The organism is Clostridium sp. AF17-21AC (assembly GCF_003461365.1).
GTDB lineage: Bacteria > Bacillota > Clostridia > Lachnospirales > Lachnospiraceae > Coprococcus > Coprococcus ammoniilyticus.
On the sequence record NZ_QTWY01000002.1, the window covers coordinates 1 to 21,110 of the forward strand.

Sequence of the window (21,110 nt, forward strand, 5' to 3'; positions counted from 1 at the left end):
GAGATTGGAGAGAATGAAGTCGCAAGACTTTCTGTATGAAATTCTGAAGGTACATGAAAAGTAAATATTTCATTTATCTGTGAAGTGTCCCAATTTAGGACACTTAAGCAGTATAGGGGATTGGTCAAATGGTATGATAGGGGTCTCCAAAACCTTTGGTGGGAGTTCGATTCTCTCATCCCCTGCTATTAGGAATAGCCTTAGAAGTCGCATAAATGCTGGCTTTTAGGCTATTTTTTTTGTTTTGTGAAGATAGAAAACTCTGTGATATCAGTAAGCCATTTCTGATTCGGTTTTGTAGCATGGAAATCTCTAGCTATAACATTCTCCACCGCAGGTGTTATTTCACCTTTATAGGAGTTATATTTCTGTCTGCGTTTTCGTCTGATAATTAGTTTTTCTTGCTTCATAATACGACGAACCGCTTTTTCAGAAACTTTTATACCTTCACGATGAAGCAGCGTATGAATTCTCCGATAACCAAATATATCACGATTTTCATGAAACAGTTGTACGATTCTTTTGCGAAGATTGGAGTATTTATCCTCTGCATAAATGGTTTTTTCTTGATAATAATAGCTACTTTTTGCAAGGTTTAGTTTTTTAAGAAGATCCGGCAGTGAATACCTATTTTTCAGGGCATCGATTATCACTGCCTTCTCCCGATTTGAGAGAGCTGTCTGATCGATGCCGGGGCCTTTTTTTAATACATTGATTGTTTCTTTAAGAATATCTATTTCCATCTGCATATCAAGCATCTGAGCTTTAAGCTCATTGATATCTTCCGCAGATGTGATATCGTTTGGATTTACATTAATGTTGGCAGTAGTTTTTTTCGTGGGTTGAAAACATCCCTTCTCCCGATACTCCCTAATCCATTTATATATCAAGGAAGGTATGTATCCGATTTCTTCTGTCACTAATTTTACAGGCTCGCCCTTAATAAGGCAGCGTTTAATTACGTCATGTTTCAATTCAGTTGAAGCTTGTCTCCAATGCTTTTGATTTGGAACATCGTAATATTCGGGATACTTTTTATGCCAATGATAAAGCATTGGTGCAGATGGATACCCTAAGGTTTGGACAACTTTGTCTGGGGATCCTGTCGCTTTTAGCAATACAAGTGCTGTCGATATTTGTTCTTGTGTGTACCTCATAACATGTCAGACATTACACAGTCCAACTTTTCGTCCGCATGCCCGTTTATTTTACGGTTATTTACTTTTATAAAGAACACAATTATGGTATAATAATACCATTATAAAGTAGGAGGTGGGTATTATGCCACAGATTATACCAATTAAGGAATTAAAGAATACAGCAGAGATATCAGATATGTGTCACAAGTCTGAAGAACCAATTTATGTTACAAAAAATGGATATGGTGATATGGTTATTATGAGTATGGAGAATTACGAAAATACCATGAATCGAATAGCGATGTATCATGATATAGAAATTTCAGAACAGCAAATAAGAAAAGGTCAAGTAAGGGATGCAAGAATCTCGCTTCAAGAAACAAGGGGAAAGTATGGCTTATAATTTGAGAATAACAAAACATGCAGAGAAACTGTTAGATAGACTTGTTTATTATTTGCTTTATCGACTTAAGAATGAACAGGCTGCCAGACACTTGTTGGATAGTATCAATGATATATATGAAAGATTGGAAGAAAACCCATTGCAGTTTCCACGATGCAGAGATAACTTTCTTGATCAAAAAGGATACCATGAGGTGGTTGTGCCACAGATGAATTATGTGATTGTATTTAGTATTGATGGAAATGTTGTGAATGTTCTAGGTTTTTTTCATCGACTTGAGAACTATTCACACAAAATATAAATAGCAGAACTTGTGAACAAAAAGGTTTCTAAAGCATGGTTGACCAGATAGTTAGTTTCTGATAAGAAAGATTAGATTGTTGAACAATAATTAGCATTGACTTGCACAGGAAGTGCGGAAGTATAATTTATATAATCGGGGATATACTAAGCATATATCAGCAGATGATTGACACATATTTGTTAGAAGAAAGGGTGGTTATTATGATGTCATTATCAAATGCAGCGGATGGATTTTGTTCAACGATCGCGTGGAACTGTGCAGATAAAGCATTATTTGGAGATTGTCCGTTAGATACGGGGGATGAGGTTCAGGTGGTATCATCGTTTTTCGGAAATGTCATCGTCCGGGTACACGGAAGATGCCTTGCAATTACCAAGGATACAGCAGAGCGGATCAAGATGTGCCAGCCGGACGCACAGTAAGAGATAAAATTTATAACTGTTCTTGAAGTCGTGGGCAAATGTTTTATTGTGTAAATATTAAATGAAAATGAGTTGGTTGAAATAATAAATAATATATATTATTATTTATATATCAATAATTTGGAGGGAGACATTTACGAAAGAAAAAGAAGTATTTTATTATTATGTGCATTATTGATCATTGCACTCATACTGCCATGTAGTGGAAGCGAGACAGCATCTAAGTTTACTAAAAAGCAAAGGCAACATACAAGAAGTGTTTGGATAAATATTTTTATAAGACAGATGGGAAACCTTTAAAGTTTAAATATTATTATAAAGGAAAGCTTAGAAGCGAAAGTACAAAGAGTGACCAACATGGTATATATACACGTATAACAAAAATGTCTGATAAAGCATTTGTAGATGAATTTATCGGACGTATGGGTGTGTATATAAAGACATATTTCAAAAAGACAAAGTCGGGTGGAACAGAGGTCGCGAAATATAGCACACGGATGGATCCGGTAACGTATAAAACAATAAACGAGTATTATGTAAATGGTAAGAGAACAACAAAAAAAGCTTATCAGAAAAAAGTAAAATCATTAGGAAAGTTAAAAAAAATTACATATCAGAATTATAATGATGTCTGGTAAAATGGGAATATATTTAATATGAATACAAACGCCTGCCATTGGATTGAATAAGAACCAATGACAGGCGTTTGTATTACCTGTGCGAGGACAATAAGCTAAAGTCTGTATTTATACAATGTGCTCTGATAATTGCCCACGATATAAATATTATTTTGTAATAAACGTGCTGTAGATTGCTTTGATTGCTGTCTCGAAGTCACGGTTTTCAACACCGATGATGATGTTAAGCTCAGAAGAACCCTGATCGATCATCTTGATATTGATGCCCTTGTTTGCGAGAGCAGTGAAGAGCTTTCCGGCTGTACCACTGGCTGACTTCATGCCACGACCAACAACTGCGATCAGTGCAAGACCGGATTCAATCTCAACAGAATCTGGTTCTGCCAGACGATGGATAGCAGATACAACGCTCTGTTCTTTATCGATGAATTCGTCTGCATGAACAACGATGGTCATAGTATCAATGCCGGATGGCATATGCTCGAAGGAGATATTGTTCTCTTCAAATGCCTGAAGAACCTTACGGCCGAAGCCGATCTCTGAATTCATCATTGCTTTTGTAATGAAGATCGTACAGAAATCTTTCTTTCCGGCAATACCTGTTACAACATAATCCTGCTTCTGGCAGGTACTTTCAACGATCCATGTTCCTGCATCTTCCGGTGCATTTGTATTCTTGATATTGATAGGAATACCACAGCTTCTTACAGGGAAGATAGCGTCCTCGTGGAGAACGGAAGCGCCCATGTAGGATAACTCACGAAGCTCGCGGTATGTGATATATTTGATCGGCTTTGGATCGGGAACGATTCTTGGGTCGGCTACAAGGAAACCGGATACATCTGTCCAGTTCTCATATACATCTGCACGGCTGGCTCTTGCAACGATAGAACCTGTTACATCGGAACCACCACGAGAGAAGGTCTTAACATTTCCATCTTTACCCATTCCGTAGAAGCCGGGGATAACGGCGCGTTCATTTTGAGCGAGACGCTCGGTCAGACGCTTGTATGTCTTATAATCATTCAGATTTCCTTCTTCGTTGAAGAAGATGACTTCTGACGAATCGATAAATGGAATACCAAGGTAAGCTGCCATGACTTTACCGTTTAAGTATTCACCTCTGGATGCAGCATAATCGCTCTGAGGATTCTCGGCGAGGTTCTTTTTGATCTCCGCAAAATCGTCATCCAGACTGAAATCCTTCAGCTCAAGACCTGTGATGATCTCATCGTATCTTGCTTTGATCGCCTTTAATTCTTCGTCAACATCATTGCCTTCGCTGGCGGTCTGATATGCATGAAGTAACATATCGGTTACCTTAGTATCTCCATCAAATCTTTTTCCCGGAGCAGAAGGAACAACATATACACGGCTATCATCTGCATGGATGATTTTACCGACCTTCTTGAACTGCTCTGCACTTGCCAGGGAACTTCCACCAAATTTAACAACTTTCTTCATAATAAACTCCTGCATTTTTATTTTTATTTACAAATTATCTCTATCTTAATATTATTGTGCCGATTAGACAAGGAAAAAATGTGATTTTTTTGAATTTTGAATGATCGAATAAAAACCTCTTGTATAATGGTTTTGTTTTAGGCAAAATGTTGAACCTTTTCAGAAATAATCTGAGATTTTTGATAGATGAAATATAAGAATATGGATTTTACACGTAAATTGTGCAAAATGACTGAAACAGCTGAAAAAATTCGTTATCTCCAAATGTGAAAAAATGTTGTACTTCCTTGAATTTGCTTGTTTTCTATACTAGAATAGCAGTCGAAAAGGTAGCATAATGCCCAAATGGCTAGAAGATTGAGGTGATAATGTGATTGATTTTTATAAGTGTCAGTATCATTTTAATGCCAGCCATAGCTTTGATGGCAATAAAGAACAGGCGCACAGTCATACATTTACGATGATACTGTATATTCGTAATCATTCTGGCCGAGATATGGATTTTAAACGGCTTGACAGAATGATTGAGATTTTTCTCGGCAGATATGAGGGCTTATATCTGAATGAACTTTCCTGTTTTGCCGGGAATGCAAGTATAGAGGCAATCGGAGATTATTTTTACGAACAATTAAAGATAAAATTATCGGAATTGAATGCGGAGCTGATGCAGCTTGATATAGGGGATACACCACTTGGTGTGTATCAGGTGTGTGATCACATTTTGTTACCGACGGTTAATGAGAAACGGAGCAGAGAAAATCTGGAGGCAATCTTGTTCTATAAGAAACAGATGCCTGACCAGAAAAAATAGATAGGGACTCATTCGGATAAGATGGGTCTTTTTTGTGTGGAATGTCATAAAACAGACAGAAAGAAGGCATGTATGATGAGACATAAGAAAATCTGTAAAAAAATAATAGCTGTAGGGATAGCGGTATTGTTGATCGCTGTTTCTTGTATGCCAATGACAGGAATGAGGAGTCAGGCAGCAACGTTTGAAGATAATGGGAATACAGTAGATATATATACGGATAATGATTATTTGTGTATTCGGTATAATGGAAGCTGGTCAGGATATCTGAATGAGCGCTTTGACCTGTCGGCAGACGGAGTGTCACTGGATCGATTGAATGCGATCATATTGAATAATGAAAATAATGGAGACGGAAGTTCATTTTCAGTAAAGAATGCATGGAGTTCGGAAATCAGCGGGGCTTCCGGAACGGTTACAAATACCGGAAAAAAACAATATTACGGATATGAATTTATGACATGGAAGATTCAGGTTCCACTTGATACTTATGAGGCTTTTAATCTTGATACGCTGAAGGTAACATATAAAGGGCAGAGCACGGAAGTTACGATTGGTACAAAGAATACTACGGAAGAAGCTTCTACAGAAAATACGGAAGAAATTACATCTGCTACAGAGAAGGACTCAACGGAAGAAATTCTGACGACCGAAGATACAACTGAAGCTGAAAAAAATGATACAACAGTTTCCGGGACAACGGAACAGAGTGTTACTGAAGCAGTAAGTGAAGATACTACTGCAGACGGTACTGGTGAGAGTACAACAGAGATTTCCAGTACGGAATCAGAAGACAGCAGTGCAGTAACTCCTGAGACTACATCGGAGGATAACAATAGTGCAACCACTACCGGAGAAATGACGGATGAGGCAACAACAGATACAACGGGCGGAATCCATGTAGGCGGCAATATCCAGATCGATGGCTATTATGATGACTGGGAAGGAAGACCGAAGACGGAGATTACATATTCCAGTAATAACAAACAGTGTAATCATTATGGTCAGCTTGCATTAGACGGGGATACTTTATATGGCCATTTTAAGATGAATGAATTATATACCTCCGGTATGCAGCTTCAGATCTGGTATCTGACGATCAACGGCAAGACATTTGCCATGCAGATCCAGCCGGAAAAGAACGGAAATATCGACTGGAGTACGCAGGCTCCGAGATCAGAAGGAATCCATACTAACTTGAAAGCTTTTATCGGATATGGAAATAATAATGAATGTGACAGTAAAGTAGCATATACAGTGTATGATGCAGAACATAAGGATAATACGCCGGGAGATGAGGTGGAATTCTCGCTCAGTCTGAAACGTCTGGCAGAATTAACAGGTATTCCTGCGGATGAGATGGGAACTATCACGATCCAGAATCCGAATATCGGAGGTCAGGGTGTGTCGATTGCCGGATCTTCTACAGGACCGGCCGTAGGTGTGTTGATCGCTCTGTTACTGGCAGCAGGCTATGTTGCAAAGAAAAGAAAGGGTAAAAGGTAGAGGATGAACTGGCTGGTATTTGTCTGTCTTCTTGGTTGGATCTATATATTAACAGTATTATATCGGGCAAAATTGAATTTCTGGTATTATATCTGCGGAAGTGTGGGATTGTTTATTTTCAGTCTGATACTGATAGAACCGTATGTTGTAGTTCCGCTTCAAAAGGCCGTCTCTGCTGTTGCCGGTGTGATCGGTGGGCTGACGCATCTCTATGATTCTTATTTTCAGCAGGGACTTCTGTTTATCCAGAATGGCGGAACCAGTCTGTCCTTATATATTGATTTTGAGTGTTCCGGTGTGATCGAGATGCTGGCGTTTCTTGCGCTGCTCTGGTTCTTTCCGGTCTATGACAAATATGAGAAAGTGGTTGTAAGTATGATCGGAGTGATGGCGATCTTCCTCGCAAATGTACTTCGAATCTTCTTTATCTGCCTGTTAGTTCATATATGGGGCATCGATATGTATTTCTTTGCACATACGATATTTGCCAGAATCCTGTTCTATGGATGTACAGTATTCCTGTATTTCTATGTATTCACGAAACCACAGATTGTCAGACAGAAGGTAGGTGCATTCCGTTATGACAACAATTAAAAATATGCTTATGTCTTCCGTGATCTTCTGGGTGGCATGGATCGTCATTCCGTTGATCATGGAAGTGATCCCAACAGTCGGGAATTTTATCATCCTGTTAAAACGCAGGATCATGAAGAAGAAATATAAGCCGTTATCCCATTATCCGGAGGTATCTCTGATCGTTCCGGTCTACAATTCGGCAGAAACCTTGTATGCCTGTGTGCAGTCGATCTATCAATCGAATTACCCGAAGGATAAGATATTTGTTCTGCTTGTCAATAATATGAGCAAGGATAACAGCTTTGAGATATACAGCAAATGTCAGAAGGATTTCCCGAATCTCTCGATCAATTGGATGAATTCGAAGCAGGGAAAATCCAAAGCCCTTAATCTGGCATTGTTTAACTGCCAGGGTAAATATATTATCCATATTGACAGTGATGGAATGTTAGAACCGGATGCTATCAGAAATATTGTAACAATGTTTGAGAATGAACCGGAAGTCCACAGCCTGACCGGAACAGTACTGACGAATCCGGAGTTGATCGATCAGACGAATCGATGCGCTTTACGGTTACTGCAGAAGATGGAGTTTGGTGAATATTGTCAGGCATTTCTATCCGGCCGTAATTTCCAGTCGGAGTTGAACAGTATCTTTACTCTGTCGGGTGCTTTTTCGGCGTTCCGTAAATCTGCGATCATGAAGACGCAGTTATATAATACGGATACCCTGTGCGAGGATACGCATGTAACTTTTCAGGTACGGTTTCAGATGAAGAAGCGTGTGGCACTTTGTCCGAATGCGATTTTTTTTGTAGATCCGATCGAGAGCTTGAATAAACTGTATGTTCAAAGGCAGCGGTGGCAGAGCGGTGAGCTGGAAGTGCTTCATATGTTCCGAAAGGATAAGATGAACATTGGCAGGAGTTTCTTTAAAGATTTCGTCATGCGGATCCTTGTGTATGATCACACGTTTGCGTTCCCTCGGATGATCTGGTATTTTGCGATTATCTGTCTGGCATTTATCAATTATCCGATGAAGCTTATTGTGACATCGCTCGTATTCTTATTCTTTTTATACAGTATGGCCAACTTCCTGTTGTATATCTGTATTATTCTGTTTTTAAAGGATTTTCCGTATTTGAGAAAATATTATGCAAGGAAATGGTATCTGATTTTTTTACTTCCGTTGTTTAATTTTATTGTATTCTGGTTCCGGTTTGCAGGAATTATTAATTCAACCAGAAAAACGAGAACATGGCGGACAAGAGACCTGCATGAAGAATGGAATGACTTTAAACAGGTCGTGACGCATGATTTTGCAGGAACACACCGTGTGCTGGAGAAGATCAGAGATGAGGTAAATACCAGTGAATAAAGAGAAAAAACAATCATGGATAAAAAAACTATATACATCACCGAATCATAGGATTTTCTCGATATCCGCAACCGTGATTCTGTTTATTATGATATTTATGGGCTGTATCTGTTATGAGCTGTTACAGAACCGGGAAGCAGTGATACAGGCGTATGAGGATGATCAGGAGGACTATCTACAATTATTAGCCTACAACATTCAGTCGGTTCAGAAGTCAGGAAAAGATGCGGAGGTTCTTGCTTTTTTACAGGAGCAGACTGTTTCCTCCGGAGAGAGGTTCTTGGTATATACAAGAGATTCGGAAGTGCTGTGGGCAAAGAATGAGAATACAACGAATACATTAGGTAAATATGCAGAGATCACAGAATTCTGGAAGATGATACGTGAGCAGGATGTTGTGGTGGATACAGTCAGATGGACGGTCGGACAGGAAGAATGTACGATCAGTGTGGTGTCTGATACGGATAGTATTCTGGAACGGACATTTACAATAAAGCATGGCTATTATATTGTAATTGCAACAGGACTTGTAAGTGTTGTTCTGCTCGGTCTGTTGATTGCATTGTTGGAATCCTGGAACAAGGCGGAGAAAAATCTGAAGGGTACGAAAAAAGAACTGGACAAACGTAACCGGAAGCTCGAAAAGGTGACGAGCAATGCCGGGAATATGGGGTTTGAAAAGGCTTTAGATGACGAGATGGCAAAGAATATCTATGTGCAGAATCAATATAACAGCTCGCATGAATTCTATGATAATAATTTTCTTCGTATCATGCTTCAGAAATCGGATGATGAAGCGTTAAAACCGATCCATTATATGTTCATTCATCTGGACATGATGGATCGTTATTACAGCAGACAGGAGATTTTTCATTTTATGAGAAAGATTCGTTCCAGACTTCATCAGAATGAGATCATGGGTGAGGTGAAGAAAGGATTTTTTGTTATTCTGCTTTACAGGCTGGATGAACAGCAGGCAAAAGACAGGGCGGATGAGATTTATCGGTACTGTATCCGAAAGTCCGAGAATGCATATCGCTCGATACGATATGACTTAATCGATGTTGGGGTAAAAAAACCAGTGGATGTGTACGATGCTTATACCAGAAAGCAGGAGGAGGTGTAGCAGAATGAGATATCAACAGTATAAATTCAAATTCTATATGGACGCCAGACATGCTATCTATATCGGTGGAAAATTAGGTGAAGTACATCCGCATACCTGGGAGATCGTTCTGCATGTGGTGAAGGGAAAGGAGAACTTTGAACCATTTCATGTGCTTGAAAAGGCAGTTGAGGAATTTCTGGAACCTTTTCAGAATAATTATCTGAATGATATGAAGCCATTTGATATATTAAATCCAACGATCGAAAACGTATGCCTGTATTTTAAAGAAAAATTGCAGGAGATATTAAATGCAATGGGATGGATCTTCCTGATGATCGAGATGAGTGAGACACCGGGAAGAACATATGTGATCAGTATGCTGGATGAGCAGGAGATGGAGCAGAATCAGACGGTGCAGACACTTACAGATCTGATCTTAGATGAGATAAAACATATTGGAGAGTAAGAGATATGACAGACAGTCACAAGAGAATCCGGAAAAACTGCATATGTATAAGCATCCTGTTACTTGCAGGTGCAGGGCTTGCACTGTATCTTGTGCTATCAGGATATGAGCCGTCCGGTGGTGATATCTGGGGACATCTCTATAAGTCGCAGGAAATGTATGAGAGCCTGAAAAAAGGGAATGTCTTTCCGTTGTTCTCCCCATACTGGTATAACGGAATCCAGCTTTTCAGATATTGGGGACCGCTCTCTTATTATATTATGGCGGGACTGATGTTTCTTACAGGGGGCGATCTTCTTTTGGCTTACAGGCTGCTTGCCTTTGTTATATTCGTAGTCGGTGGACTTCCGTGGATTCTCTGGGGGATCCATGAGAACCGCAGAGTGCTTGGAACCTTCTTCGGACTGCTCTGGTTCTTTATGCCGGAGCATATCAGAATTTATTTTACAGCGGGAAATCTGCCGCAGATGGTGACAACGATGCTTGTACCATATGCGATCTGGTTCTTATGGCTCTATGTAAGAAAGAAGAATAATTGTGCAGCTGTTGGATTGTTTGTTTGTATGACATTGATGAGTTTTACGCATCTGATGGTTACTGCGATCATGGGCGTATCTGCATTTTTATATCTGCTGATCGATCAGATATGGAATAAGGATACTAGAAGAAAAGTATTTGCTCTTATCTATATGATCTGTGGAATCCTGACAGCGGGTATATGGGTGATTCCTTCTTTAAAAGGCGGGCTTGTGACGTCGGAGAGTGGAGACGGAAGTGTTATGTCAACTTTGATCTATCCACTTACGACGTCATTAAATCCATTTAAACGTCTGAGTGCAGGAAATGACAGCTTTTATTTCGGACTGGCAGCAGTACTTATCGCGATAGCCGGGATCCTGCTTGCAAGAGGCGGAAAGAAAGCCGGTTTTGTATTTTTACTGGTCATGCTTGCCTGTACAACGCCTGCTGCATATAAGATACTGGTAAAGCTTCCGTTCAGCCAGTTGTTCTGGATGACTCGGTTTGCGCCGATGACCTATGGTTTTTTCTTCAGTGCATGTCTGGAATGGGTTCGTCTGAAGAAAAAATATTGTGTGCTTCTGGCTGCACTTCTGTGTGTAGACAGTATATCATGTATGAATCTGGATTTTTACAGCGTTGCTACATCAGATGAAACAAAAATGGAGATGCAGCAGCTTACGGAACTGACAGACCAGCGGACGGCTGTTATCGATAAGAGTTCTTATGGTTCTTATCCATCTTATGGAATCAGTGGCAGCAGTCATACGATGTACACGTATGGCTGGGCTTGGCAGGGTGCTGCGACCGGGGATAATATTGTTCTGTTAAATGAAGCGCTTGACCGAAAATACTATCGTTTTCTGTTTGATCGGGCAGTAGAGCTTGGGGCTGATACGGTTCTGATACGGAAGAGTGATCTTGAGAAGCAGGATATCACAATCTCTGATATTGAGCAGGATGCGGCAGCCAGCGGTTATTCTATGGTGCAAGAAATGACGACTGCATATACTTATAAACGTGAGACACCAGAGAACTTTGGAACGGTCACCGGATACTATGGGCTTGCAATCGGAAAATATGCAAATGAAATGACTCTGCTTTATCCGGCATTTGTGGCAGGAAGCTCGGATGTGATCGAGGATTATTCAGTGGAAGAACTGAGCCGGTATGATACTTTGTTCTTAACCGGATTTGAATACAGGAATCAGAGTAAGGCAGAAGCGATACTTACGGACGTGGCGGCAGCAGGTACCAGAGTTGTGATCGACAGTACCCATGTTCCGGCTAATAAGAGTAATAAACAGGAAATGTTTCTCGGTGTATTTGCACAGCAGATCCATTTTGATGAACGGTATCCGGTTCTTTCTTATCAGAACAGCGAGATCCGAAGTGATGACTTTGCGGAGGAAGACAGGGATTTTAGTACAGCTTATATAACCGGAACCGATACCGAGATCGGAACGTTTCAGATGGGCAATCAGAAGCTGACGTTTTTAGGTATGAAAGATGATCTGCCAAATGTATATTTCCTCGGACTGAATCTGATGTATGAAGCTGTTAGCAGGAAGGATGCGGCACTGGTTGACATCTTAAATGATGTGCTCGGGATATCAAATGAACAGCTTCCGGACAGAGAACTTGTTCCAATCACAATAGCTTATAAAGAAGATGGACTATCGATCGATGTTGATGCGGATTTTGATCAGGAAACAGGTGTCAATACGTCGATTGCGGCACAGGACATATTTACATCTGATCAGGAGCTTTCCGAGCAGATGAATCTTCTTGTTGTGCATGAGAGGCATACAGAGATTTCCTTTGTATATCCTATGTTTGTACCGGGAATTATTATCACGATATCAGGATTTATATGTTTTATACTGTGCATATGTATGGATGTACGCGACAGAAGAAAGCATATTGTTTAACAGACCGGACAAGAGAGCATTGCAGGATAGACGGAATAAAAGGGTATTGTCGGACAGACCGGCTGCCGATTGTGTATTTGCGTCTGTTATGATAAAATGAGCAGAACAGGAATAATACCGGATGAATACTCCAATTATAAACAGAATGAAAATAAAGAAAGGGAACGGTGTATATGGAGCGAAATACGAAAAAAGTCAGTGATTCAATGGTAGAGCAGGTCTTTCAGGTACGGCCGGAGCATTTAAATGGTGCCGGACGATTATTTGGCGGACAGTTAATGGCATGGATCGATGAAGTTGCAGGTCTTGTTGGGATCCGCCATTCAAATGGAGATGTGATCACAGCCTCGGTTGATAATCTGAAATTCATGCGAGGTGCTTATCTGAAGGATCTGATCGTATTAGTAGGCCGTATTACCTATGTCGGACATACCTCGATGGATGTCCGTGTGGATACTTATATCGAGGATCACAGAGGAATCCGGCGCTCAATCAATCGGGCGTATCTGACATTGGTGGCTGTCGATGAAAATGACAAACCAAGACCGGTTCCGGGGCTGACACTTGAGAACGAAAGTGAACAAGCAGAATGGCTGGCAGGAGAGAAACGGAGAGAACTCAGAGGGCAGAGACGTAAAGAAGGTTTTTAGATAAGCCGGGGGTGTGAATATGGCAAATATATTAGACTATCTGGAATGGCGGGGTGATCTGCCGTTTGAGGCATCGGCTTTTAATGAGGTGGATGCAGTTGTATTTTCAAGATTTTCATATATACCGTTTGAGGGGATCGTGCCGGATGATTTTAGTCATGCAGTCACGGTAGCAGAGGCGGCAGAGCGTTTCTTAGGAGATGCGAAGCGCATGACACAGGTGATTTATGAAGATGATCTGAAACTGCTTGCTGCAATGGGAGCAAGCCGACGATTTGGTGATCTGCGCTTATGCGGTTATGTGAATCAGTTGGATGAGGAGATACAGAAGCAGTTTTCAGCAGTCACAGTAAAATTATTTGACGATGTAAGCTGTGTGGTATACCGAGGAACCGATAAAACAGTTGTCGGTTGGCGGGAAGATTGTAATATGGCATTCCTTTCACCGGTTCCGTCTCAGCGGACAGCAGTCGAGTATCTGCGGCAGGCAGCAGAACAGATAGCCGGAACATTCCTGCTATGCGGACATTCCAAAGGCGGAAATCTTGCGATTTATGCAGCAGCAACCTGTGAACGTACCCTACAGGATAGGATCCTGAAGGTATGCAGTATGGATGGACCGGGATTTGAACCAAATGTGTTAGAGCTTGCCGGTTACAACCGAATGCTATCACGGATGATCACATACATACCACAGAATTCCGTAGTGGGAATGCTGCTTGAGCACAGAGAGAAATATGTCGTGATCCGAAGTATGCAGGAGGGCTTCATGCAGCATGATGTATATAGTTGGGAGGTTCTTGGACCATCCCTGATCCATGAGGAGGGGATCACAGATGAATGTCGTTTATTAAATGCTTCCTTAAAAGAATGGATCGACAATATGGACTACGACCAGCGCAGGCAGTTCGTAAATTCCCTGTTCGACCTGCTGGATGAATGCGATGCGAAGACCACGGATGATCTGCAAAATAACTGGCATAAGGATATCGGAAGGATTCTGACCTCGATCAAGAAGATGGACGAAGCCAACCGAAAAGTCGTCAGCCAGACAATCCTGTCGCTATTAAAGATCACAAGAAAGAATGTATCAAACAGATCAGAAGATTAGAAAATGCCATATACAGGCGAGAAAGTTTTAACTTTATTTTGCAGAACACTTTTATTTGATTGAATTAGAAGAAAGCTATTCATGCGGAGATAATTAGTAAATAAAAAATAGAAGATATCATATTATTATGCAACAAGCCTGCCTGAGCGTCGGTCCTTAGCGACCCGCGAAAGCGGGAGCTTAGTACCGCTACGCCGAAGGTAGAGCGAAAGCGTCTTGTGGAAGGAATGCGATCGCAGCAGCCGTACTTGGTGGAACATCCATGGCAGGTGGTGTTGGTACGATCGGCGGAACAATCGTTGGTGCTTTCGTAATCGGTGTTATCAATGATGGTATGGTTATGTGTGGTGTATCTGAATTCTGGCAGATGGTTATCAAAGGTTTGGTTATCATCGTAGCGGTTATCATTGACCAGTTCCAGAGAAAGATGCAGGCAAAGATGGCATTACAGGCAAGAAATGAGAACAAATAATATCGAAGATATCAGGTAAAGACGGAGATAATATTAAGGAACGTGGACATGGAGAATCGCTTCATGTCCACGTTCTTAAAAAGATAAACATATGTCAGATAGGTATGGAGGACAGATAATATGAAAAAAAAGAGGTATCATTAATGCACAGCTTGCAGGTCTGATCGCAGGACTTGGACATAAGGATACATTTATGATCGGTGATGGCGGAATGCCAATTCCAAAGGGAGTAGAGATTGTAGATCTGGCACTCTGTGGAGGTGTACCGACATTTAAGCAGGTAATGGATGCAGTCCTTGATGAGACACAGATTCGTGAAATTTGCAATTCGGACAGGTGAATTTACACCATATCCAAATATTATCCTTACAGCAGGAGTCGCATTTCCTGCATAAGTAATAACGACAGAAAAATACAGATTTTGGAGGTGAATGATGAAAGTTTTAAATATTGGTTCCATGAACCTTGATTATGTCTACAGTGTCGATCATATTATCGCACCGGGTGAGACGCAGGCAACCTACGGAATGAATGTATTCCTCGGAGGAAAAGGAATTAATCAGTCCATTGCACTTGCAAAGGCAGGCGTAGATATCTATCATGGCGGAATGATCGGAGAAGACGGACAGGTATTCTTGGATGCATGCAGAGAACATGGTGTGCATGATGAATTCATCCGTACGATCGATGAGAAGACCGGACACACGATCATTCAGGTAGACAAGGATGCACAGAACTGCATTTTGCTCTTTGGAGGAGCAAATCAGAGTCTGACAGAAGAATATATAGATGAAGTATTAGAACATTTTGAAGCCGGAGATATTCTGTTACTTCAGAACGAAGTTAATAAGCTGGATTATATCATTGACCGGGCATATGACAGAAAGCTTGTGATCGCACTTAATCCATCTCCATATAATGAAAAGATTGAAGTTTGTGATCTTTCAAAGATCAGCATCTTCCTGTTAAATGAGATCGAGGGTGCACAGATCACAGGACTGACAGAGCCGGATGATATACTTGCTTCCATGAGAAAGCGTTTCCCGGAAGCAAAGATCGTACTGACACTTGGCAAAGATGGCGCAAGGTATTCAGACAAGGACTGTGAGTATGAACAGCCGATCTTTCCAGTAAAAGCAGTCGATACGACAGCAGCCGGAGATACCTTTACCGGATATTTCCTCGCAGGACTGATCCGCGGCATGGAGATACCGGATATCTTAAGAATGAGTGCGAAGGCATCTTCTATAGCAGTAACCAGAAATGGAGCCGTTCAGTCAATTCCAAAGAGAGAAGAAGTAGAGGCAGCATTGTCGGCAGACTGATACAGCAGATAAAGGAGAAAACAAAGCATGAAATTGCATGTATGCATATAAAAGCAAAGCATGAATGACATGCCTGTAAATAAAAAGAAAATAAAGCGAGGTAAAGGAATATGAAATTTTTTATTGATACAGCAAATGTAGATGACATCAGAAAAGCAAATGACATGGGAGTAATCTGTGGTGTAACAACCAACCCATCTCTGATCGCAAAAGAAGGCAGAGATTTTAATGAAGTTATCAAAGAGATCACAACAATTGTAGATGGTCCTATCAGTGGAGAAGTAAAGGCAACAATTGTAGATGCAGAAGGCATGATCAAAGAAGGAAGAGAGATCGCAGCGATCCACCCAAATATGGTTGTTAAGATCCCTATGACAGTTGAAGGCTTAAAGGCAGTCAAGGTGTTATCGGCAGAAGGAATCAAGACAAACGTAACTCTGATCTTTACGGCAAATCAAGCGCTTCTTGCAGCAAGAGCAGGTGCATCTTATGTATCTCCGTTTCTTGGAAGGTTAGATGATATCAGCACAACAGGTATCAACCTGATTGAAGATATCGTAACAATATTTGACAATTATGGTTTAGATACAGAGATCATCGCAGCCTCTGTAAGAAATCCAATCCACGTTACAGACTGTGCTCTTGCAGGCGCACATATTGCAACTGTACCATACAAGGTAATCGAGCAGATGACAAAGCATCCGTTAACAGATCAGGGTATTGCAAAGTTCCAGGCAGATTACAAGGCTGTATTTGGCGAATAAGAGTTTTTTAGATTTATTGTAGATGTTGGAATAAAATGTTACAATAAGCTCGATTTTTTACTTTATAGGATAAGATGTTCTATAAAGTAAAAAACTGTAGGAAAGGTGGTGAGAGAGAGATTTGGCAGAGTATAGGAATAATTACCGCCAGAGAGAGAGCAAATCTGTATATGGGGAACGAAATACTTATGAAAAAAAGAAAAATTACCGAAATGGAAATAACAGACAACAGAACCTGAGTCAGAAAATGTATTATGATAAGAGACAGCAGGGAAATTCCGGCAGACAGATGAATGATTCAAAACTCAGACGTAAGATTATGGCGGATGATAATGTGAAGTTTATCTGTTCCAGAAATGAAGATGTGATCCATGATAAAAGCTGTATTCTTACAAGGAATATTAAAGACTATGATCTGAAGTATCTGGTAAATTATCCGAAGTGGATGAAACAGTGCCCGAAGTGTGCGATAGAAGCGTATCTCAGATATGGGGCAGAGGATTATGACAAATTGGCAGAATATGATGCGTTATTCCGACTTATGATGATGTCTGTAGAGATGATCCGGCATATGTATATTGATTGTGATATGAAGACAAGGATAAATGGGGATACGCTTACAATCCATCATAAAGAAGATACATGGAAGATCGTATATTTAGACAGTCCGGGAAATGTCAGACTTCTGCATAATAATTATCATATAGTGGATGAACACAGGGAATTTGAAAAAGGTTTTCATATCCAGAGCGAATTTACTTCTAATACAAAGATTAAATATGCTATCGAAAATATTGAAACATATTCGTGGAGCATGCATCGGGTGCATGAACGGGAAGCGATGTTGGAACAGAAAAAGAATGAAAGTGAAAAAAAGGGATTCTGGTCACGGGTGGCGCAGACATTGCATCTTGCATTTCATAAGCAGGAAGAGGATGAAGTTAAAAATCAGACGGATGATGTCAGAAAAGAGGATCCGACTGATTTTCAACTGGATTTTTCAGATTTTAATTTTGTAAATAAGTTCGGTTATCCGGATAATGGTACCAGATGTATCTATGTCTGGAAGACAAAAAACGGGATATATCAATGGCAGATCGGAGAATATGTATCAAAGAAACGACAGTTTGTGATCAAATTTTCAGATCAGACTTTTATAACGGACTGGCGAAAAGTAATCGCATGGAAATATGTATGGAAAGGTGACCTGAACTGGTCATATGGTGAAAAGAATGAGACGAACCCTGATCGTAATTGATATGCAGAATGATTTTATTGATGGTTCACTTGGTACAAAAGAAGCAGAGGCAATCGTGGATCCGGTAAGAAATCTGATACAGGAATATAAAAACAGGGGAGATGAGGTGCTTTATACCAGAGATACCCATGGGGCAGATTATCTGCAGACGAACGAGGGGAAACATCTGCCGGTGGAACACTGTATAAAGGGAACTAACGGATGGAAGATCGCAGATGGAATATATGCAGATGGCTGTAAGATCATAGATAAGCCATCCTTTGGGTATACAGGTTGGGATCGGTATGAATTTGAAGATGTCTGTCTGATCGGGCTTTGTACCGATATCTGTGTAGTTTCAAATGCTCTTATCATAAAGGCGTTATATCCGGAGATTCGCGTGGCAGTCGATGTCAGATGTACGGCAGGCGTGACACCGGAATCAAAGGTGGCTGCACTTGAAACGATGAAGATGTGCCAGATTGAGCTGGTTGGTGAAGAATAAGCAGGATAAAAAGAACAAATGCAGTAAGAAAGGAAAGAAGACATGCTTGGAATTATAGGAGCAATGGACGAAGAAGTTGCAAAGTTAAAAGAAAAAATGGAACAGGTGCATATTATTGAAAAAGCAGGTATGCAGTTTTACAGAGGTACTTTGTGTGACCATGAAGTGGTTGTGGTAAAATGTGGTGTAGGTAAGGTTCATGCAGCAATGTGTACACAGGCAATGATCGACCTATTCCCGGTAGATGGAATTGTAAATACCGGAATTGCAGGCTCGTTAAATGCAGACATCAACATCGGAGATATCGTGCTGGCAAAGGATGCATTAGAGCATGACATGGATGTCTCTGCTCTTGGATATGCTCCGGGAATCAATCCGGATTTAAAAGATGATGAAAATATTTTCAAGACAGATGTCAAAATGCTGGAGCTTGCTCTTGCCGCAGCAAAGCAGGCAGAGCTTTCCGTCAACATCTTTACCGGACGTGTAGTCAGCGGAGATCAGTTCATATCAAGGCAAGATAAGAAAAAATGGCTGGTTGAGACATTTGACGGAACCTGTGCAGAGATGGAGGGAGCATCGATCGGACATGTCGCAAGTCTGAACAAGATTCCATATCTGATTGTCCGTGCGATTTCAGATAAAGCAGATGACAGTGCAGAAATGGATTATCCGTCTTTTGCGGCTATGGCGATCGATAACAGTGTTGCACTTATGACAGAATTTGTAAAGTTATGTTAAAAATAGATTGTGACAGGAATACTTGCATTAAAAATAAAAACTGAGAAATTATATTTATTGATACAGACAGGAGGTAGTTGAAAAACTATGGAAAAGATTAAAAGTTTTCAGATCAATCATTTATTATTAAATCCTGGAATCTATGTATCCAGAAAGGATAAGGCTGGAGATGCGGTCCTTACGACTTTTGATATCCGCATGACAAAGCCAAATTTTGAACCGGTCATGAATACGGCGGAGATTCATACGATTGAGCATCTGGCAGCTACTTATCTCAGAAATCATGAGGATTATAAGGACAAAGTAATCTATTTTGGACCGATGGGATGCAGAACCGGATTTTATCTGATCCTTGCAGGTGATTATAAGTCAGAGGATATCGTAGATTTGATGATTTCAATGTTTGAATTTATACGTCATTATCATGATCCGATTCCGGGTGCAAATCCGAGAGAATGTGGAAATTATCAGGACATGAATCTGAACATGGCAAATTACCTTGCAGAGAAGTTCTTAAAAGAGGTTCTTTATAATATAGGCGAAGATCGCCTGAACTATCCAGAGGGTTGACCTTTTTTTTTCAAAGTGATACGATAACAGATAAAGATTGCCGGAAGAGAGCGGCAACCCATAATAAGTTCATGCGTTATGGGAAAAAGAATAAAAATCGCGAGAGGTGTAAACGAATGAGTAAGAGTTTTGAAGATTTATTAGCCAAGGTTGCAAAATGCAGCAAGAAGACAGTATCTGTAGCATGTGCTCAGGACAAGCCGGTTCTGGAAGCCGTTAAGGCGGCAAAGGAAAAAGGTATTGCAGATGCGATTCTCGTCGGTGATGAAGCTGAGATCAGAAAGATCGCTGCTGAACTTGATATGAATCTGGATGAGTATGAGATCATAAATGAACCGGACAGCATTCAGGCTGCACATAAGGCTGTTGAGCTGGTACATAATAATAAAGCAGATATGTATATGAAGGGTATCATTGATACAAAGAACTTCTTAAAGAGCGTTCTGGATAAGAAAGTAGGTTTAAGAACCGGTAAGCCATTATCACATGTAGCAGTTTTTGAGGTTCCGGGTGTTGACAGATTATTATATCTTTCAGACGTAGCATTCATGACATATCCATCTCTTGAGGATAAAAAAGCGATTATTGAAAATACAGTAAAAGTTGTTCATGCTTGTGGTATTCCATGTCCAAAGGTTGCTCCGCTTGCGGCAGTTGAAGTTGTAAATCCTAAGATGCCTGTAACTGTAGATGCAGCAGAGCTTACAAAGATGAACGAGAATGGCGAGATCACAGGATGTATCGTTGACGGACCATTATCACTTGACCTTGCGATCGATCCGGAAGCAGCTAAACATAAGGGAGCAGAAGACCGTAAGATCGTTGGTGATGCAGATATCCTCTTATTCCCGGATATCCACGCCGGAAACCTTGTATACAAGTGCCTGACACATACAACAGCAAGCAAGAACGGTTGTATCCTGACAGGAACAAAGGCACCGGTTATCCTGACATCCAGATCAGACAGCTTTGAAGTAAAGATGAACTCTATCGCTCTTGCAGCAGTTGTTGCAGAAGCAATCAAGAATGAGCAGTAATCAGACCGTTATGGTTACGGAATAAATATATAA

General features: G+C 40.6%; 22 protein-coding genes, 1 tRNA gene and 2 pseudogenes. 23 read left to right on the plus strand and 2 right to left on the minus strand.

Annotated elements, in window-relative coordinates; genetic code table 11:
• Positions 1-114 precede the first annotated feature (114 nt).
• A tRNA-Trp gene (locus DWW85_RS02840) sits at positions 115-185 on the plus strand.
• 45 nt (positions 186-230) lie between these two features.
• On the opposite strand, the gene DWW85_RS02845 is transcribed toward DWW85_RS02840, so the two are convergent.
• A complete protein-coding gene (locus DWW85_RS02845; protein WP_117807450.1) occupies positions 231-1,157 on the minus strand; it encodes an IS3 family transposase in 927 nt (308 codons plus the stop codon).
• 124 nt (positions 1,158-1,281) lie between these two features.
• On the opposite strand from DWW85_RS02845, the gene DWW85_RS02850 reads away from it, so the two are divergent.
• The 4 genes from DWW85_RS02850 to DWW85_RS02865 all read left to right on the plus strand — a co-directional run bounded on the left by DWW85_RS02850 (position 1,282) and on the right by DWW85_RS02865 (position 2,906).
• Positions 1,282-1,542: a type II toxin-antitoxin system Phd/YefM family antitoxin gene (locus DWW85_RS02850; protein WP_117807451.1), complete on the plus strand. Its 261-nt coding sequence runs from the start codon at positions 1,282-1,284 to the stop codon at positions 1,540-1,542.
• Positions 1,532-1,843 (plus strand): type II toxin-antitoxin system RelE/ParE family toxin, encoded by a 312-nt coding sequence (locus DWW85_RS02855; RefSeq protein WP_117807452.1) that lies wholly within the window; start codon positions 1,532-1,534, stop codon positions 1,841-1,843. Before DWW85_RS02850 ends, DWW85_RS02855 begins: the two co-directional genes overlap by 11 nt.
• Positions 1,844-2,046: 203 nt before the next feature.
• Complete coding sequence (locus tag DWW85_RS02860) at positions 2,047-2,268, plus strand: ferrous iron transport protein A (RefSeq protein WP_226801016.1); 222 nt, start codon at positions 2,047-2,049, stop codon at positions 2,266-2,268.
• Between the two features lie 383 nt (positions 2,269-2,651).
• Positions 2,652-2,906 (plus strand): hypothetical protein, encoded by a 255-nt coding sequence (locus DWW85_RS02865; RefSeq protein ID WP_181986487.1) that lies wholly within the window; start codon positions 2,652-2,654, stop codon positions 2,904-2,906.
• Positions 2,907-3,053: 147 nt separating this feature from the next.
• Here DWW85_RS02865 and DWW85_RS02870 read toward each other — a convergent pair whose 3' ends face one another.
• Positions 3,054-4,370: an aspartate kinase gene (locus DWW85_RS02870; protein ID WP_117807455.1), complete on the minus strand. Its 1,317-nt coding sequence runs from the start codon at positions 4,368-4,370 to the stop codon at positions 3,054-3,056.
• A 370-nt stretch (positions 4,371-4,740) separates the two neighbouring features.
• Here DWW85_RS02870 and DWW85_RS02875 point away from each other — a divergent pair, with 370 nt between their 5' ends.
• From DWW85_RS02875 to ptb, 18 genes and pseudogenes are all read left to right on the plus strand, one after another.
• Complete coding sequence (locus tag DWW85_RS02875; protein ID WP_117807456.1) at positions 4,741-5,181, plus strand: 6-carboxytetrahydropterin synthase; 441 nt, start codon at positions 4,741-4,743, stop codon at positions 5,179-5,181.
• 75 nt (positions 5,182-5,256) lie between these two features.
• Positions 5,257-6,687, plus strand: a complete 1,431-nt coding sequence (locus DWW85_RS02880) for a Firmicu-CTERM sorting domain-containing protein (RefSeq protein ID WP_181986488.1) — start codon at positions 5,257-5,259, stop codon at positions 6,685-6,687.
• A 3-nt stretch (positions 6,688-6,690) separates the two neighbouring features.
• Complete coding sequence (xrtG, locus tag DWW85_RS02885; RefSeq protein WP_117807458.1) at positions 6,691-7,281, plus strand: exosortase family protein XrtG; 591 nt, start codon at positions 6,691-6,693, stop codon at positions 7,279-7,281.
• Positions 7,268-8,641 carry a TIGR03111 family XrtG-associated glycosyltransferase gene (locus tag DWW85_RS02890; RefSeq protein ID WP_117807459.1) on the plus strand — a complete coding sequence of 458 codons (1,374 nt, stop codon included), beginning with the start codon at positions 7,268-7,270 and terminating at the stop codon, positions 8,639-8,641. The genes xrtG and DWW85_RS02890 overlap by 14 nt, the downstream gene beginning before the upstream one ends.
• Positions 8,634-9,767, plus strand: coding sequence for a hypothetical protein (locus DWW85_RS02895; protein ID WP_117807460.1), 1,134 nt, complete (start codon positions 8,634-8,636; stop codon positions 9,765-9,767). The genes DWW85_RS02890 and DWW85_RS02895 overlap by 8 nt, the downstream gene beginning before the upstream one ends.
• 4 nt (positions 9,768-9,771) lie before the next feature.
• Positions 9,772-10,215: a 6-carboxytetrahydropterin synthase gene (locus DWW85_RS02900; protein WP_117784756.1), complete on the plus strand. Its 444-nt coding sequence runs from the start codon at positions 9,772-9,774 to the stop codon at positions 10,213-10,215.
• A 5-nt stretch (positions 10,216-10,220) separates the two neighbouring features.
• Positions 10,221-12,665, plus strand: a complete 2,445-nt coding sequence (locus tag DWW85_RS02905; protein WP_117807461.1) for a 6-pyruvoyl-tetrahydropterin synthase-related protein — start codon at positions 10,221-10,223, stop codon at positions 12,663-12,665.
• 173 nt (positions 12,666-12,838) lie between these two features.
• Positions 12,839-13,315, plus strand: coding sequence for an acyl-CoA thioesterase (locus tag DWW85_RS02910; RefSeq protein WP_008400583.1), 477 nt, complete (start codon positions 12,839-12,841; stop codon positions 13,313-13,315).
• A gap of 19 nt (positions 13,316-13,334) precedes the next feature.
• The gene (locus DWW85_RS02915; protein ID WP_117807462.1) at positions 13,335-14,426 is read left to right on the plus strand and encodes a DUF2974 domain-containing protein; all 1,092 of its coding nucleotides are present in this window, start codon (positions 13,335-13,337) and stop codon (positions 14,424-14,426) included.
• 229 nt (positions 14,427-14,655) lie between these two features.
• A pseudogene (locus DWW85_RS02920) lies at positions 14,656-14,898 on the plus strand (ABC transporter permease); the annotation flags it as partial.
• A 136-nt stretch (positions 14,899-15,034) separates the two neighbouring features.
• A pseudogene (locus DWW85_RS02925) lies at positions 15,035-15,293 on the plus strand (RbsD/FucU domain-containing protein).
• A gap of 39 nt (positions 15,294-15,332) precedes the next feature.
• Complete coding sequence (locus tag DWW85_RS02930) at positions 15,333-16,223, plus strand: ribokinase (protein WP_117807463.1); 891 nt, start codon at positions 15,333-15,335, stop codon at positions 16,221-16,223.
• A 110-nt stretch (positions 16,224-16,333) separates the two neighbouring features.
• Positions 16,334-16,987 (plus strand): fructose-6-phosphate aldolase, encoded by a 654-nt coding sequence (fsa, locus tag DWW85_RS02935; protein WP_117807464.1) that lies wholly within the window; start codon positions 16,334-16,336, stop codon positions 16,985-16,987.
• Positions 16,988-17,108: 121 nt separating this feature from the next.
• A complete protein-coding gene (locus DWW85_RS02940; RefSeq protein WP_117807465.1) occupies positions 17,109-18,245 on the plus strand; it encodes a hypothetical protein in 1,137 nt (378 codons plus the stop codon).
• Positions 18,208-18,729: an isochorismatase family cysteine hydrolase gene (locus DWW85_RS02945; RefSeq protein WP_242996007.1), complete on the plus strand. Its 522-nt coding sequence runs from the start codon at positions 18,208-18,210 to the stop codon at positions 18,727-18,729. The genes DWW85_RS02940 and DWW85_RS02945 overlap by 38 nt, the downstream gene beginning before the upstream one ends.
• A gap of 42 nt (positions 18,730-18,771) precedes the next feature.
• Positions 18,772-19,470, plus strand: a complete 699-nt coding sequence (locus DWW85_RS02950) for a 5'-methylthioadenosine/adenosylhomocysteine nucleosidase (protein ID WP_117807467.1) — start codon at positions 18,772-18,774, stop codon at positions 19,468-19,470.
• Positions 19,471-19,557: 87 nt separating this feature from the next.
• On the plus strand, positions 19,558-20,040 hold the full coding sequence (locus tag DWW85_RS02955) for an S-ribosylhomocysteine lyase (protein ID WP_021944150.1): 483 nt from the start codon (positions 19,558-19,560) through the stop codon (positions 20,038-20,040).
• A gap of 116 nt (positions 20,041-20,156) precedes the next feature.
• Entirely contained in the window at positions 20,157-21,077 is a 921-nt protein-coding gene (gene ptb / locus DWW85_RS02960; protein WP_117807468.1) for a phosphate butyryltransferase, read from the plus strand.
• Positions 21,078-21,110: the final 33 nt, after the last annotated feature.